We start from the raw sequence: 15,973 nt of genomic DNA on the forward strand, positions 1-15,973 counted from the left end.
GTTCGCTATTTGTTCTCGTCATGTCAAGCGCGTTCACCAGCCCCAACATCTCCAGAAAGCGCCTCCAGCGCACCGCTGAGCCGCGCTTTTCTTACATACGCTGATACCCACGACGCCTCGCTTTTGAAGGTATCGCGGATACCGCCCAATTTGTTTGGGGGACTAGCGTATCATGTCCAGACCTCAGCGCTCTGACTACCAACAGCATCAGCTCTCGAAGCTTCTTCAGCGCACCCGTGATGAGGCTGCAGCTCTCTTCTTTGCTCCAAAGAGCACGATGCGGTGCATCGGGCCTGCGATCTTTCGGACGCGATTAGCGCGCGACGTGGGTTGCTTGCTCGACGTCGATCCATCGGTGACGTCATGGACGTGCCTGCCGCTGGTTCTGAGCCATCGGATCCACCACCACGTCCCAGATTTCTTGGTGACCAGGCCGGAGGGCGTAAGCCTGCTCGATGCCCATCCATCGCTTGTGAAGCGGCCCCCTCCTGACTGGCTCGGCGAAACAGCTCAGGCGATGGGCTACAAATACGAAAAGCGCGAGGAAGCCGAGCTGCGTGGCAGCATCAGGCTCGAGAACGCCCATGATCTTCTTCAATACGCGGGTTACAGAGCATCGCTTGGCGATCGCATCCGTATCCTCGCCCTTCTGGAAGAAAACGGCTCGTTGCCGCTCTCAAGCTGCCTGGAGGCCGTTCGGAGCGGGCATGACGCGATAGCAGTCATCGCTTCGCTGGCGCTGCAGCGCTTCATTGAGATCGAACTCGACGACGCCCGCATCGGCCCCAGCACCATGGTCTCCCGCTTCCGCGGCTGATCCCTTCCTTCTTCTCCGACCACCTTGACCGAGCGCACCTCGTGCGTCCGGAAGCAATGGAGCACGTCATGTCGTATTTGGTCACCGGTCGCATCCCCGTGCCAGAGCTTCAACCTGATATCGAGCGCCTACGTCGTCTGGTAGAAGACCTTGAACGCATTCGGCTTGGGGACCATCCCAGCTCGGACAGAATTGCCAACGCACCGATCTTGAACTCCTGGGAAATGGCCCACCGCCCCGATCTGTGCCTCACCGGTGTCGTCACTGGTCACCCGATCCTCCATAACGACAAAGAAATTCACACATCAGCTTTGTGGGTGATTTCCCCAGTCCTTGGATACGCGAGGACATTCTCGCGCCTGTATCGGCTTGGAAGTCCTTTCGCCGATCCAAGTCTCCATTGAGCGTGTGGATCTCCGGAGACAGCCATGAACCTGAGAGATCTTTCAAGATCGCGCGTGGTTTCACGTCAACGCACGACTGACGTGGGCGTAGCAGTCGCGCGGCAACTGCTGGTTCGATCCCTGCGCCAGAACCGTATGCATCACGTACTGGTCGGGTGCGTTTCCGTTGTTGGCTTCGTCCTGCGCAATGCTGCCGATGGCGAGACTTTCGAGGAGGCAGCGCGCAAGCTCTATCGCAATCCAGATCGAGCGAAGCGGGTCATCCGGCCGGAGATCCTGAGTTGGAGCAGTGAGGCATCCGTTCGAAAAACTCGCGAAAATGACCTCGGCAAGACGTTGGCCGGAAATGATCACGTCATCGGCTTCGCCCACGACGAGGACGCTTTTCCGCTGGCGTTTCGCCTTGCAGCTGATGGGATCTTGTCCCTCCCCATCCCTGACTTATCGGCCCTTAAGGCAGCCTCCCGCGCAGCCGGAATTCGTGGCCTAGCCGACGAAGTTCTGGCCACTGCTGTGGGAGAGCCTCTCGCCTTGGTAAGTATGGTGATCAAGCCAGGTCGAAGCAGGCTGCACATCCAGCGGAGTCTCAGCAGGGTCAAGAAGGACCAACTCGCGAGAAGCTCTCAGAGGCGATCATCCGTGGTGACCATGCCGAGCCTGGACGATCTGCACGGACTTGGCGAGGCAGCTGTTTGGGGCCGCGAACTTGCAAAGGACCTCGATGACTATCGGGCCGGGCGATTGCCATGGGCTGATGTCGATCGCGGCGTCCTGGTCTCTGGTCCAACCGGTACAGGCAAGACGACCTTCGCACAGGCTCTGGCTCGAACCTGCAGGGTTCCAATCCATATCCACTCGCTCGCCCGTTGGCAGGCGGCTGGGTACTTGAATGACCTGTTGAAGGCCATGAGGAAAGCCTTCCGAGATGCCATTCTAAATGCACCTAGCATTCTTTTCGTCGACGAGATCGACGCCTTTGGGGATCGAGAGACCCTCGGGGGAAAGAACGAGCAATATACCCGCGAGGTGATCAACGCCTTCCTGGAATGTCTCGATGGCGTAGACGGGCGTGAAGGCGTGGTGGTGGTCGGGGCGACCAATCTCCCGGCCAAGATCGACAAGGCCATTCTGCGGCCGGGGCGTTTGGGAAAGCAGGTCAAAATCCCTCTACCCGACCTCGACGCTCGCATTGGGATTCTGCGCCACCATCTCCGAGGCGACTGCGTCTATGCCGATCTGGCCGACATCGCATCTCGCCTGGAGGGCGCTTCCGGAGCTGTGATCGAACAGGTGGTCCGGGACGCGCGGCGGAAGGCTCGTTCTGAACGGCGTCCGATGGCGTTTGCCGATCTTCTGCACGGCCTTCCGGTTCGGATCATGCAGACCGCAGAGGCCTTCCATGAGGCCTGCATCCATGAGGCTGGCCACGCCATGGTTGGCTACCTCCTCGCGGAGCTCTCCGGAAGTCGTCTAGTCGAAAGCCACGTCTGCCGGGAGGTGGGTCTGGACGGATCTGGTGGTCGCACCGTCATGAAACAGATCCCGGGCCGCAACCTCGGGAGAGAGGCATATTTGGCTCAAATCACCATCCTTCTCGCAGGCCTTGCAGCCGAGGAATTCGTACTCGGGCACTACGCCGATGGCGGCGGCGGGTCCGAGGATTCAGACCTCCGACAGGCGACGCTCGTCGCGGCGACAATGGAAATCTCGCTAGGTCTTGGTGAAAGCCTCGTTTATCTTTCGTCCCGGCGACCAAACGATGTGATGGCACGCCTACGGAAAGATTCATTGCTCAACCAAATTGTCGCGAAAACACTGAACGAATGTTTCGAGAGGGCCAAAAACATCCTTGCCAAACACACGGCTGGGCTCGGCGAAATCATCCGGCTACTGAGCGAACGCCAAAAGATCTCTAAGGCAGACATCGAGACCCAACTGCGTTCTATTTGAACTCAACGGTCCTTTCTGCCGTAGATAGAACAAGAACCTCTGCTCGAGCACACTTCGGCCAGACGAAACTATTTGTTCGAGTGTTTCTTCAGTTCCTGCCGGGCAATTTGGTTGCGGTGGACTTCGTCCGGACCATCGGCCAGACGTAGCAGCCGTGCGGTCGCGTACGCGGCCGTGAGGCCGAAATCGTTGCTCGTACCGCCGCCGCCGTGCGCCTGGATGGCCCAGTCGATCACCTGGCAGGCCATGTTCGGCACCGCGACCTTGATCATGGCGATTTCAGTCTTGGCGACCTTGTTACCGACGGTGTCCATCGCATGGGCCGCATTGAGCGTGAGCAGCCGAGCCTGCTCGATCATGATGCGCGATTCCGCGATGCGCTCCTGAGTCACGGTCTGCTCCGAGACCGGCTTGCCGAATGCGACGCGGCTGGCCGCACGCCGGCACAGCCTTTCCAGCGTTCGCTCAGCGAGCCCGATCAACCGCATGCAGTGGTGAATCCGCCCCGGCCCCAGGCGGCCCTGCGCGATTTCAAACCCGCGTCCCTCGCCCAGCAGTATGTTCGACACCGGCACCCTTACGTCACGAAAAACGACTTCGGATGCGCGGTCGGGAACGCCGTAAAAACCGAACACCGGAATCGGACGAAGCACTTCTACGCCTGGCGTGTCCATCGGCACTAGGATCATGGACTGCTGCTGATGCCTGTTCGGATTTTCAGGATCGGTCTTACCCATAAAGATGCAGATCTTGCAGCGCGGATCGGTGGCATTGGTCGTGTACCATTTGCGCCCGTTGATGACGTAACTGTCGCCGTCGCGCACGATGCGGCTCTCGATATTAGTGGCGTCGCTGGACGCTACCGCGGGTTCGGTCATCGCGAAGCACGACCTGATTTCCCCGGCCAGTAGCGGTTTCAGCCAGCGCTCCTGATGTGCGGCGGTCCCGTAGCGCGCCAGCACTTCCATATTTCCAGTGTCTGGAGCCGAACAATTGAACACTTCGGGCGCGAGATGCGACCGGCCCATCACTTCGCACAGGCTGGCATATTCGAGATTGGTGAGACCCGCTCCGTGCTCGCTGTCGGGCAGAAATAGATTCCAGAGCCCCTGCTCGCGCGCGAGCGGCTTGAGTTCCTCAACGGTCGGGTAGACCTTCCAGGGGCCGAGCTCTTCCGCCTCTTGGTAGAAACGCGCCTCGTTCGGATAGATGTGACTGTCCATGAAAGACAACAGGCGGTCTTTGACGGCGGTGACGCGCTCGGACTCGGGGTAAAGCATGGGTTCTCGCAAGGGGCTTGATGGCTGCGGGCGGGCACGCCTGCGTTCAGTGGATCGCGGCGTACATGATCTTTTCTTCCGTCGCCTCGGACGCAGGCATCTCCTCGACGATCCGTCCGCCGCGGGCCACCAGCACGCGATCGGACAGAGCCAGCACTTCGGGTAGATAGGAGGAAATCACGACGACCGCCTTGCCGCTCTTGGCGAGATCGCGGATCGACGCATGGATCTGCGGGATGGCGCCCACGTCGACACCGCGGGTCGGCTCGTCGAAGATCACTAAGGACGGCTCCTGCGCCAGCGACTTTGCGACCACCACCTTCTGCTGGTTGCCGCCTGAATATTCGATGATCTTCAGACTACGCTTGAGCGCTGAAATCGAGAGCGCCTTCACCCAGCGGTCGGCGACTTGCTTGCGCTTTTTCAGCGAATAGAACCAGCTGCGGCCCTTGGGCGAGGCGAGATAGCCGAGATAAATGTTGTCGTCCGCCGTCATGGTTTCGAAGAAGCCGTCGAGTTTGCGGTCTTCGGTAATGTAGACGATGCCGTCGCGGATCGCCTGGCGCGGCACGCGATAGCGGATCGGCTTGTCGTTGAGATAGACCAGCCCGCCACGCAGGAAGTTGCGTTTGCGCGCTCCGCAGATGATGTGGGCAATTTCGGTTCTGCCGGAACCGACGAGACCCGCGATGCCGACTACCTCACCCTCATAGACCGAGAACGACATGTTCTTGACGACATTGCCCATCGTTACGTTCTCGACGGCTAGCACGCGCTTGCGCTCGGCCGACGTTTCGGCCGGCGCCGCTGGAAGCGCCGCGTCACCGGCGATTTCGGCGGCCGCGTAGTGGCTGCTGGCCACGTCGCGGCCCACCATCATCCGGACGATTTTCGGGCGATCAAGTTCGCTCGCGGGCCCGGTATGCACCAGCTTTCCGTCGCGCAGGATCGTGATCCGGTCGGCAATCTTCAGCGCTTCCTCCAGCGCATGCGAGATGAAGATGACGCCGACGCCCTTCGCACGCAAACTGTTCAGAAGATGAAAGAGATGCTGGATTTCTTCCGGCGTCAGGCTGGCCGTCGGCTCGTCGAACACGATCACGCGCGCATTGTGACGAACGGCGCGCGCAATCTCCACCATCTGCCGCTTCGCGGTGCCGAGCGTTTCCACTAGCGCGAGCGGATCGACATTGAAGTTCAGGGCCTGTTGTGACTGCTGCGCGGCGATGTTGATCTTGCGGTAGACGGTGAACCACTTCTCCATCCCGAGTTCGAGATTCTGGGCCACGGTCATCGACGGGACGAGGCTCGTTTCCTGGTAGACCATTGCCACGCCCTGCGCCAACGCCTCGCCCGGCGACGAGAACGATACCTTCTCGCCGCCGAGATAGTAGTCGCCGGAGGTTAGCTTGATGGCCCCCGCAATCGCCTTGCACAAGGTGGATTTGCCGGCGCCGTTCTCGCCCAGCAAGGCATGGATCTCGCCGGGACGGAGCGTGAAGTCGACCTTGTCGATCGCGTGAACGCCGCTGTAGACCTTGCTTCCTGCGGCGATTTGCAGGACCGGAGCAATCTCGATAGAGCTCATGGCGTCCTCCTACTCGGACACGGGGCCGGTGGGCAGTCTGATCAACTTGCCGTGCCCTTTCGACACGGCGAGGACCTGCCCCGCGGGATCCGCCAACGCCGCCGTGATACCGTGCACCTCTCCGGACGCACGGCTGTGATAGCTCTCGCGCGCCGCACCGTCCTTTCCGATGCGGGCCACAAGGCCGTAAGACCGCGGCGGCGCCCAGGGTTTCTGGATGCCGAGCTTTTTGATCCGCCCGATCTGCATCGCCTCGCGATAATCGGCCGTGCCGCCGAGCCGCGGACCAATCCACAGATGCGGCTCGACGGCTTCGAGCATCCGCATGCGGAACGCGTCCTCGCGCAGCACGAACTCCATCAATTGCGTGCGCAAGCCGAAGAACGCGAGCCAGTAATCGCCCCGCGAGCCGCGCGAGATCCGGCACGGATAGCCGGCGAAGTTCGTCACCAGGGTGCGCTGAGTTCCTCCGTCGAGAGCCAGCGCGCTCAACCGATGCGCCCAGGCCTCTGTGACCAGCAGGCTGCGGCCGTCATGAGACACGACGAGTCCCGCGGGCCAATCGAGGCCGTCGGCCATAATGCGGGCATCTGAAAGTTGTCGATCGCAGACAATGATCCGGCCGGATGGTGCGCGCTTCTCGAGCAGATCCCGGTGCCATTCGGCGGCGGGATTGTGCCGCGAACCATCGGCGATATAGATCAGGCCATCGTCTGCGATCGCCAGCGCAGTCACGGATTGCAGCTGCGCGCCCGCCACGCTCGTCAAGCGCGCGGCTATCTCTCCCTCTGCCGTCAGGGACACGATCCCCATTCCTGACAAAGCGGCGACGAGTCCTGTCGACCCGAACCACGCCAGAGCGCCGACCTCCACGTCGAACGTTGCGAACGTGCGTCGATCAGCGAAGTCGGGACCGCGGCACGCCTGAATGGTTCGACCGCTCGACACATAAAGCGTGCCGCTGCTGTCGAGCGCGAGCGCGTCCGGAGCGTCGAATGGCTCGCCGAGAACAAGCGCGCGGTCGAGGCGCTCGTTCGGTGAGAAGTTTCCATCCAGCACTGGGATCGCGTGAACATCGCGATTCGGATGGAAAATGCGGTCGATGATGTCACGCGCCAGAGACATACTTCGCCCTCGCTGCAGAAATCCGATGGACGTTGCTCGCTTCGGCGTCAGGATCACTGTTGACGCTCGACGCCCAATAGGACGTCCAGCCGGTCCAGTTGACGTCGGCGTTCGGCAATTTCACACGACCAATACGGTTGTTCTCGAGACCGCCGATGTAGAGATAGCCTTTGTGTTCGCGCATCGAGGTGATCGTCGGATGCGAACGCCCGCCCGGATCCCAGAGTGATTCCAGGACGCGGCCGGTATCGTCGAACTTGATGACGCAGCCGTTGTTAATGCCGGGGCACATCCACTCGTCCGGCGGGATCTGCTTCACCATCCGCGTGCGGAAGGCAGGGTCCGCCATCGCCAAATCGTAGACCGGCGACCTTATGCCCACGAGCGCGAGCCAATAGGTCCCGTCGGAGGCGCGATTCACGTTGTCCGGATAGCCCGGCAGATTGTCGACCAACAGCTCCAGCTGGCCTGCCTTCTCGCCAGCGATCCAGTAGCGATAGATGCGGCAGAGCCACGTCGAGACCCACAGCACCGAACGACCGTCGTGAGACACGCATACGCCGTTCGGGAAGGCCAGATTTGACAGGACGGTGTTGGTCTTACCCGTCGCCGGATCGTGGCAAACGATGCGCCCGTTGCCCCGCCCTTCGAAGCCGTCCAGCGCCCAATCCGAAAGGTCGTAGCGCGTGGTCGCGTCGCTGAAATAGATCTTGCCGTCCGGAGCAACGTCGAGATCGTCGGCGAGCCACAGCCGCGAGTCGTCCTTGAAGCGATACCAGGTCCGATTGGTCTCGTCGGTGACCTTGAACACGGTGCGGTCGGGTTTCACGCCATAGACGCCCATGCCGGCTACGCAGACCAGAATGTTCTTCTCGCGGTCGAGCGCCATCCCTAGCGGTCGGCCGCCGATACGAGCGAATTCCTCGCGTACCTCGTAGTCCGGTGCGAGAAACCGGATGATCGAGCCGTTCCGATTCACCGTGTAGAGATGATCGTCCTCGTCGAGGATGATGTCTTCCGGCCCCTCGATCTTGTCGAGCGCGATTGCCTCGGCATTCTTCAGCCGATCGTTTTCGGCGAACACGGTGCCGCTGTCCCGCGCGATCGAGGCCGGCGGCTCGAATTCCACCAACGACGGCGTCACGTAGATCTTCTGCAGCAGCTTGCCCTTGTTCTTCACGAACTTGACGTTGAAGGCCACGGCCGCGAGCAGGATCGCACCGATGATTGCGGTCGTCAGGCTGCCGTGCGTACCGAGCTGCACCAGGCCGTTGATCAGCAGAAAGATGATGGCGGCACCCATCAGCGCCCGGCTGATGGTGCCGCGTCCGCCCGACAGGCTGATGCCGCCGAGCACCGCAGCAGCGAGCGCGTTGACTTCCCAGCCGACGCCGGTGTCGGTGCCAGCGCTGTTCTGCCGGGCGGCGTAGAGAATGCCCGCCAGCGACGCCATCATGCCGGACAACACGTAGGCCATGAACAGCGACCATTTCACGTCGATGCCGGCATGGCGTGCCGCTTTGCGGCTGGAGCCGACAGCCATGATGTGAACGCCGGACCGGATCCGCGTGAGATAGAAGTGAGCCACGACGCCCACGACGAGCAGGCAGACCATGTTGATCGGAATCCCGAACAGGAAGCCTCCGCCGAGATAATCCCACGCCGCGCTGTCCGAGGACGCGCCGGCCAGTTCGACAGCGTATTGACCCGTAATCTTGTTGTAAGCCGCGCGCAGGATGATCAGCACCACCATCGTGGTAAGGAACGGTCGCGTCTTCGCATAGGCGATCAGTCCACCGTTGATCGCGCCGATCAACGCCCCCCACCCCATCACAGCGACGATCGTGAGCGGCAGCGGCCACTCCAGGACCATGAGGAAATACAGCGTCAGGAAATCCGCCATCGCGAAGACGGCGCCGACCGAGAGATCGAGCCCGCCGGAGAGAATGGAAATGGCCATCGCCATCGCCACGAAGCCCTGCTCCGGAAAACTGCGCATCAATTGCTGAAGCTGAGGGATCGACGTGTAGCCGGGGATCATCACGATGAACGCGACGAACACCACCAGCAGCAGCGTGAACGGGACGATCGGCTCCATCCAGCGCTTTTCCAGGAGCTCACCGAGCAGCAGCTGGGGCGAAAGGCGATACCACAGACGTCGAAGGGACTTCATGAGCGACGGACTTTCGGACAGCGGATGCCGCTCCACAGCGGAACGGCATCCGTGGCGTCGGGACAAAGCTGAGAGAACCGGCTATTCCTTCGGCACGACGAAGCAATACTGACGGTCGTCCTTGCTGGAGACCCAATAGTTCGTCGTGTAGTAGGCGAGCTGAGTCGTCCCAGCGGGCCGGTTGTCCTGCAGCAGGGTCAGCACCGCGTTGGCGATCGCTTCTCCTTGCGTATCGGCGCGGTAGGACAGGTTCTTGGTGAACAGGCCTTGCTCCACCATGTCGCAATCCGCGGGCTGACCATCGCTTGCAACGAAGATCTTCACCTCGCCCTTCTTGCCGGCATTCTTCACGACCTGAGCCGCCCCCACCGTCTGAGGACCCCAGACGCTGAAGATCCCGCACAGGTCAGGGTTCTGCTGCAGCACATTGGTGGTGATGTCGGACGCCTTGTTGGCGTCCCAATTAGTCGGCTGTGAGGACACGACCTTGATCGACGGGTCGGTCTTGAACACCTCCATCGCCGCCTTGACCATGTCGAGCGAATAGGCCGCGGTCGCTTCGCCTTGAAGGATCGAGATCTTGCCCGATCCCTTGCCGCCGCCACACGCTTTGATCACTTCGCCGGCCAGCATGCGGCCGAGCTTCGGCACGTCGGCACCGACATAGGCGTCGGTGAGCTGGTTCGACGCCATGTTAACCTGGATTACCTTGATGCCGGCGTCCATCGCCCGCTTCAGCTCGCGCGCCAGCAGAGTCGTCGTCGGATTCTGCACGATAAGCACATCCGGCTTCTCGTTGATGAGAGACGATACCGCCTGCAGTTGCACGTCCGACTTCATGTTCGGATCGCGCGTCACCATCTTGATTCCGTAATCGTCGAAGTGGGCTTTCATCACGCGAGTCCACTCACCCTCGAGAACGCCCATCCACACCGGCACCCAGGCGACGGTCTTGCCCTTCACCGCTTTCTCGAATTTCTGAAGCAGTTCGGCGCGTGGATCGGCAGCGCTTGCATGGCTGCTGCCGAACATCATCGCGGCCGCCGCCAACGCGAGCATTCCCGGGCGCAGGCGCCCGTGTTCGCCGTTCTTTCTGATCATTGTCGTCCTCCCGGTGCTGTCATTTTTGTTTGGATCGGGCGGCACTAATCGCCCTGTTTGGCCGTCTCTTCGTCGCGCGGATGAATGTAGCTGTCGAGAACGATCGCCAGCAGAAGCACCGCGCCCTTGATGATGTCCTGGGTCTGGATATCGAGATTCATGATCGTCATCGCGTTCAGCAGCACGCCGATCAAAAGCGTTCCGGCAATCACGCTGAGTACGTTGCCACGGCCGCCGACGAGGCTGATGCCGCCGAGGACGACGACCAGGATGACGTCGAAGATCATTGTGGATTCGACGACCTGCAGGTGCATCAGCGAGGTCGATCCGACCATGATGATGCCACCGACATAGCCGATGGTCGCGGACAGCGCGTATTCAATCATGGTGAGAGGACGCGTCGCGATACCGGACATCCGCGCGGCCTGGGCGTTGTCGCCGTGCGCGTAGATGAAGCGCCCGATCACCGTGCGCGACAGGAACAGATGCAGCAACAGCGCGCAGATCGCGAAGGCGATCAGCGGCACCGGTACGCCGCCCAGTACCGTTCCGCCGAGCATGAGCAAGAACTCGTGCCCCGGCTGCAGGAACACCTGGTAGTGCGGGACCACCAGCGCGCGGGTGAGCCCGAGCACCAGCAGACCGGATGCGAGCGTTGTGAAGAGCGGCGGAATTTCGATCACGGAGACGAAATAGCCGTTCATGACGCCGATCAGGATGGCGAGTACGAGACCGAAGGCGATAGCTGCGGCCGGCGGCCAGCCGCCGTTGATCAGGGTAACCGCAATCGCACTCGAACAGGCCAGCGTCGCGATTTGTGACAGATCGATACCCCGGCCGATCACAACGACGGCCATGCCGAGCGCCAGGATGCCGAGAATCGAGATGTTGCGGGCCAAGGTAAACAAATTGCCGAGCGTGACGAACCCGGGAAGCGCGGCGCTGAGCACGACGAACAGCGCGAGAGTCACGCCGAGAACGATCAACGACTGACTTGGCTTGAAAGGCGCACGACGGCGTCCGCCGGCCAACGCTTCGCTGGACACGTTCCCCTCCTGGTCCTTCGGCCGAGCGCTCGAACGATCAGTCGCGCGAACGGCGTTTCCTCACGGGGCAGTTCGCCCTCTGTGCCTGCAGCTCTCGCCCAGCCACTATTGTTAGTTGCATATTATTTGTTATAACAAAAACATCATAAGGTTCCGAGCATGTCAATAACCATTCGCAGGCCGTCGGACGAGGACCTTCAGTCCCACCCCTTCGGCCGCCCGATCTCGAAGGAGAGCGTGAGCCAGCAGGCCTATGCGGCGATCCGAGATTCTTTGATGCGGAGTCGTCTGAAGCCGGGGCAGAAGCTGGTCGCACGGCAAGTCGCGGATGAACTCGGCATCAGCGTGACGCCGGTTCGCGAGTCGCTGCTACGTCTAGCGTCCGAACACGCGCTGACGATCGACGAGCGTGGGACAGTGATCGTGCCGCGGCTGACGCGCGCGCGCTGCATCGAAATTCGGGATCTGCGCCGCCTGCTCGAAGGCGAAGGTGCCGCCCGTGCAGCCGAGCACGCGACGGAAGCCGATTGTGCGAATCTTGAGGCGATCCACGCCCGTTACATCGAGACAGAATCCGCGCGCGACTATGCAAGGGCGCTGGTCGAAAACGAAAACTTTCACTTCGCGGTCTGCCGCCTAGCGCAAGCGCCCGCCCTGTTTCGGCTAGTCGAAAACTTATGGATGCAGTTCGGCCCCATCCTATCGGCGTTGTACGACGGCACGAGCCGACCGTTCCACGGCCGCAAGCACGGCCATATCGCCATCATCGAAGCACTCAAGGATCGCGATGCAAAGGCCGCCCGCCACGCGATGAGCCAGGACATCCTGATCGGAGGCGCCGCACTGCTGGAACGATTTTCGGACTGATCGCAATATCGAGGCTGCACGCCCCCATTTTTTGCATTTCACCCACTAACCACTTCATTCGCCCTTTCATGAGAACGGGCGCATCAGACAAGTTGAACGCATATTTGCGAATGACCGTTAACCATTGCAAATGACCGATTTCGGGAAGATCTTTTCAAGTCGGGTTCCCTCGGGTACTTAACCGCACACCAAGCAACGACTTGTTTGGCCGTGTTCGCCGAGGCGAGCATAGACTGCATCTGGATCAGTGGATCCATCGGAGCCAGAGGAGGCGAATTATGTCGATTTTTGCGCAAGCCTCCTGCCCCAGCACTCCTTTCATCGCTTTCTCCTCCATATTCGGCTGATTACCCTGCGCTCCGGCGCATCGTATTCGGTTGAATGGAGCCCAATGATCTCCTCGACTGGGCTAGACGTCGGACGCCAGCGCTTCCGACTAGGAGAATCGCTGTGCCTTTCGCTTCCCTCCAGAGCCAAATAATCCGCTGAACTAGTCGACATCCGGCAAAGTCTCGGCACGGTCGGACGACGTGTTTCGCGTCCCAGCCGGACATCGCGCACCGTCCTCCCGGGTCTCTCAACCTCCGACATCTCACCGTTCAAATGGGCGCACATAGGCGCCCATCGATGGAGCTCGTCCTATGACCAGAGCAAAGACCTCTCGTCTTCACTACCCTCTCGCCCCGTTGCCCACGACTGAAGATCAGACTCTCGGTCCGTCCACCTCCATGGCCGCGGTGGACAGCGCCAACGGGAGCTCGCGGATAGGACGGCACTAGCACTTCGAGCCGATGTCGGCACCGCTTGGCGCCCGCCTTCTGCTTCCCGCGCAAGTCGACGCCCCTCTCCTTCCTCGAGATCAACAAGCGGTGCTCTCGTGAATCCGTTGCTAAATCGCGAAATCACTTACGAAAGCTCGCTGGAGCGCGACCTTGCGTACATCCTTCTGGCTCATCCGCACGTGGCTGACGTTCAGGAACAGGTTCCGGTCGACTACGACGACAAAGGCATCACGCGGAAACACACCGTCGACTTGGTCGCTACCCTTAAGAACGGAACCAAGACAGCGTTCTTCGTCAAGCCCATGAAGCGCGTCAACTCGAGTGGCATCGAAGAAACGGTCGATCTCATCAGAGAGCAGGCCCCGGAACGTTTCGCTGACAACTACGAGATCCGTACCGGCGAACACATCACCCGAGTTCGCGCTGAAAATGCCCGGCTGATCCATCGTGCTCGAAGAACGCGGTGCGAGGAAGACATCGCAATCATTGCAAAGGTCACAACGACCTTGCGCGGCGCAGTAACGATCCAAACGTTGCTCGCAGCATCGCTGAACAACGGTAACGGCTTCTACGCAGTGGTCTGCCTGATCGACGATCGCATCCTAGATCACGTCGGCCACGGCCTAATTACCTACAGCAGTCTCGTAAAACCCCACCGGCCACCGCAGGAACACTCATGAACACTCTCCCCGCACAACAAGCCGCCTCGCTCTCGCCCCCCGCCGTGCCTCGATTCAGATTCGATCCGACCGACAAGGTCACGATCAAGGGCGTAGACTACGTCCCGACGTCCGCTGATCAATTCGGACATGTATTTCGTCGGGTCGACGATCCCGCAGTCTGCGAGTCCTTTACTCATGGAGAGATCGATGAACTGAGAAAGGAGGATGGCTGGGTACACTGCCGCGGCTTCTTCAGTTCGAGCAAAGCACGACTCCGTATTGCCAAATCGACAACTTTTGTTAGCGATCTCCCGTCAGCGCAAATTAAGACGGTGCTATTTCAGAAGACGTTTTGCGATCGCTTTTTGCAAATGGCGGCCGATGGCCTTGCTACCCGTTCAGACGTCTCGATGCAGCGTGCGGTTGACAACATTCTGAACGAACTGATCAGCTCACAACTGAGCGACGGTCGGTGCGGAAGCGAAGACTTGACCGTGACGCGCCCGCCTAGCCCTCGGACCCTTCGGCGCTGGCTCAGCGCATACGCCGCATGCGCTTGGGATACCATGGCACTAGCCCAGAATTACGGTCGGTCTGGCAATCGCTTTCCGCGCTTTGGGAAGGACGAACGCGAGCTGATGCAGGAATACGCGGAATTGTATGCTAGCCGCCTACAGCCGAGCAAACGATCGCTGTTGAGCGACCTTCATGGAAAGATCGTCGAATTGAACAAAACGAGGAAGGTTACCGGCGAGCGGCTGCTTAAGTTTCCGAGCCGGGCGGCGTTTGAGCGTGTAATTAGCCGCCTTGATCCGTTCCACGTCTACGCTGGTCGTAAAGGACCGGAAGCTGCCCGTAAAAAATTCTTCATCGTCCAAAGTGGCCTCTCCGTCACGAGGCCGCTCGAGAGAATCGAACTCGACGAGAACCGAATTCCGCTGCAGACGTTACTAACCGACGCAAGACTTTGGGACCGGCTAACGGATAAACAGAAAGCACTGGTCGAGCGTCGACGCCTTTGGCTGTCGACTGCCATCGACACGGCAACCCGGTGCTGTCTGGCAGCGTTGATCATTGAGAATCCTTCTGAGGCAAGCGCAATCGCGACGCTAGAGATGGCGGTTAATGACAAGTCTGCCTACGCTTCTGCCGCCGGGTGCGTGTCTCCTTGGGACGAGGGAGGCACCCCCGAGGGCATCGGAAATGACGCCGGTGCTGGATACAAAGCTTACGGATACCGCGCCGCTGGATGCGATCTTGGCGCTGACATGATGTTTCCGACGACAGGTACGCCGCAGATGCGTGGCAGACAGGAGCGCTTCTATCGGACCGTCCACACTGGCTTCTTTGCGAAGTTCGATGGTCGCACGTTTGAGAACGTACTCGCGAAGGGAGACTACGACTCCGAAGCGAACGCTGTTTTGGATGCCTCCGAACTCGGACGGCTGCTCGTTCGCTGGATCGTCGACGTCTATCACAACACGCCGCACTCAGGTCTTGGCGGGGAAACGCCTCGGAATGCCTGGCTCCGTCTGACTAAGATCTTCCCAGTAATTCCGCCTCCCGACAAAGAGGTCAACCGGCATATCTTCGGCATCACTCGTGAATCCCGGATCGGCAATCATGGCGTACGATTCCTCGGACTGCATTATCAGTCCCAAGAATTGCAGCGCCTTCGCCGGAAGACTGGAATGAAGCCAGTTCTTGTTCGAATTGATCGGAATGATCTGGGTCGGATTTCGGTGCGACCCAAGCCCAGTCTCAACGACACCTCCGATCAAGGTTGGATTTCCGTCGACTGCCTGGCGCCCGGCTTTAAGGGAGTATCCGTCGAACATTGGATGCGTGCAGCGAGCGTTATCCGCCGCAAACATGCCGATATGGCTAAAGTTAGCGAAGGCGTCGTGCAACAAGCATTGCGAGATATCGCTGAATTCTCACAGGCGGCGGCTAAACGCGCAGGCATCGCTCCGCGTCTCCTGACCTCTGACGACTTCAACAAGTTTGACCGCGACGTTGCCCGAAACTTTGAGTTTGCTCGCGGCTCCGAGAACGCACCCGCGGTCTTGGAAGTGTCGGCCGAGAGCAACGTCGTGGAAGGGGCTGCCGAACAGCCGGTACAATCTCCTGAAATCCCTGACGAAGACGGCGACGAAGCGTGGTTTGTGGAGGACTGAC

12 protein-coding genes are annotated in these 15,973 nt (G+C 60.3%); 6 read left to right on the forward strand and 6 right to left on the reverse strand.

Going from position 1 to position 15,973, the window contains the following annotated elements:
* Window positions 1-334: 334 nt before the first annotated feature.
* From ACFFJ6_RS22375 to ACFFJ6_RS22385, 3 genes are all read left to right on the forward strand, one after another.
* On the forward strand, window positions 335-817 hold the full coding sequence (locus tag ACFFJ6_RS22375; RefSeq protein WP_378391965.1) for a hypothetical protein: 483 nt from the start codon (window positions 335-337) through the stop codon (window positions 815-817).
* A 68-nt stretch (window positions 818-885) separates the two neighbouring features.
* Window positions 886-1,221: a DUF6634 family protein gene (locus ACFFJ6_RS22380; RefSeq protein WP_378391967.1), complete on the forward strand. Its 336-nt coding sequence runs from the start codon at window positions 886-888 to the stop codon at window positions 1,219-1,221.
* Between the two features lie 24 nt (window positions 1,222-1,245).
* Entirely contained in the window at window positions 1,246-3,171 is a 1,926-nt protein-coding gene (locus ACFFJ6_RS22385) for an AAA family ATPase (RefSeq protein WP_378391969.1), read from the forward strand.
* A gap of 68 nt (window positions 3,172-3,239) precedes the next feature.
* On the opposite strand, the gene ACFFJ6_RS22390 is transcribed toward ACFFJ6_RS22385, so the two are convergent.
* From ACFFJ6_RS22390 to ACFFJ6_RS22415, 6 genes are all read right to left on the reverse strand, one after another.
* A complete protein-coding gene (locus ACFFJ6_RS22390) occupies window positions 3,240-4,451 on the reverse strand; it encodes an acyl-CoA dehydrogenase family protein (protein ID WP_378391971.1) in 1,212 nt (403 codons plus the stop codon).
* A gap of 46 nt (window positions 4,452-4,497) precedes the next feature.
* The gene (locus ACFFJ6_RS22395; RefSeq protein WP_378391973.1) at window positions 4,498-6,039 is read right to left on the reverse strand and encodes a sugar ABC transporter ATP-binding protein; all 1,542 of its coding nucleotides are present in this window, start codon (window positions 6,037-6,039) and stop codon (window positions 4,498-4,500) included.
* 9 nt (window positions 6,040-6,048) lie between these two features.
* Window positions 6,049-7,164, reverse strand: coding sequence for an SMP-30/gluconolactonase/LRE family protein (locus ACFFJ6_RS22400; protein ID WP_378391975.1), 1,116 nt, complete (start codon window positions 7,162-7,164; stop codon window positions 6,049-6,051).
* Window positions 7,148-9,337 carry an ABC transporter permease gene (locus ACFFJ6_RS22405; protein WP_378391977.1) on the reverse strand — a complete coding sequence of 730 codons (2,190 nt, stop codon included), beginning with the start codon at window positions 9,335-9,337 and terminating at the stop codon, window positions 7,148-7,150. The genes ACFFJ6_RS22400 and ACFFJ6_RS22405 overlap by 17 nt, the downstream gene beginning before the upstream one ends.
* An 81-nt stretch (window positions 9,338-9,418) precedes the next feature.
* Complete coding sequence (locus tag ACFFJ6_RS22410) at window positions 9,419-10,438, reverse strand: sugar ABC transporter substrate-binding protein (protein ID WP_378391979.1); 1,020 nt, start codon at window positions 10,436-10,438, stop codon at window positions 9,419-9,421.
* A gap of 44 nt (window positions 10,439-10,482) precedes the next feature.
* Complete coding sequence (locus ACFFJ6_RS22415) at window positions 10,483-11,484, reverse strand: ABC transporter permease (protein ID WP_022724282.1); 1,002 nt, start codon at window positions 11,482-11,484, stop codon at window positions 10,483-10,485.
* Window positions 11,485-11,721: 237 nt separating this feature from the next.
* Here ACFFJ6_RS22415 and ACFFJ6_RS22420 point away from each other — a divergent pair, with 237 nt between their 5' ends.
* The 3 genes from ACFFJ6_RS22420 (at window position 11,722) to ACFFJ6_RS22430 (ending at window position 15,972) form a co-directional block, all read left to right on the forward strand.
* Window positions 11,722-12,351, forward strand: a complete 630-nt coding sequence (locus ACFFJ6_RS22420; protein WP_378391982.1) for a GntR family transcriptional regulator — start codon at window positions 11,722-11,724, stop codon at window positions 12,349-12,351.
* 877 nt (window positions 12,352-13,228) lie between these two features.
* Window positions 13,229-13,813: a PDDEXK family nuclease gene (locus tag ACFFJ6_RS22425; protein WP_378391984.1), complete on the forward strand. Its 585-nt coding sequence runs from the start codon at window positions 13,229-13,231 to the stop codon at window positions 13,811-13,813.
* On the forward strand, window positions 13,810-15,972 hold the full coding sequence (locus tag ACFFJ6_RS22430) for a TnsB C-terminal domain-containing protein (protein ID WP_378391986.1): 2,163 nt from the start codon (window positions 13,810-13,812) through the stop codon (window positions 15,970-15,972). The genes ACFFJ6_RS22425 and ACFFJ6_RS22430 overlap by 4 nt, the downstream gene beginning before the upstream one ends.
* Window position 15,973: the final 1 nt, after the last annotated feature.

Source organism: Rhodopseudomonas telluris, assembly GCF_042432815.1.
Lineage (GTDB): Bacteria > Pseudomonadota > Alphaproteobacteria > Rhizobiales > Xanthobacteraceae > Rhodopseudomonas > Rhodopseudomonas telluris.

Excerpts from the sequence above, each read along its gene's own strand:
- ACFFJ6_RS22380 (WP_378391967.1), top strand. The coding sequence starts at position 886 with ATGTCGTATTTGGTCACCGGTCGCATCCCCGTGCCAGAGCTTCAACCT.
- ACFFJ6_RS22385 (WP_378391969.1), top strand. The coding sequence starts at position 1,246 with ATGAACCTGAGAGATCTTTCAAGATCGCGCGTGGTTTCACGTCAACGC.
- ACFFJ6_RS22390 (WP_378391971.1), bottom strand. The coding sequence starts at position 4,451 with ATGCTTTACCCCGAGTCCGAGCGCGTCACCGCCGTCAAAGACCGCCTG.
- ACFFJ6_RS22395 (WP_378391973.1), bottom strand. The coding sequence starts at position 6,039 with ATGAGCTCTATCGAGATTGCTCCGGTCCTGCAAATCGCCGCAGGAAGC.
- ACFFJ6_RS22400 (WP_378391975.1), bottom strand. The coding sequence starts at position 7,164 with ATGTCTCTGGCGCGTGACATCATCGACCGCATTTTCCATCCGAATCGC.
- ACFFJ6_RS22405 (WP_378391977.1), bottom strand. The coding sequence starts at position 9,337 with ATGAAGTCCCTTCGACGTCTGTGGTATCGCCTTTCGCCCCAGCTGCTG.
- ACFFJ6_RS22410 (WP_378391979.1), bottom strand. The coding sequence starts at position 10,438 with ATGATCAGAAAGAACGGCGAACACGGGCGCCTGCGCCCGGGAATGCTC.
- ACFFJ6_RS22430 (WP_378391986.1), top strand. The coding sequence starts at position 13,810 with ATGAACACTCTCCCCGCACAACAAGCCGCCTCGCTCTCGCCCCCCGCC.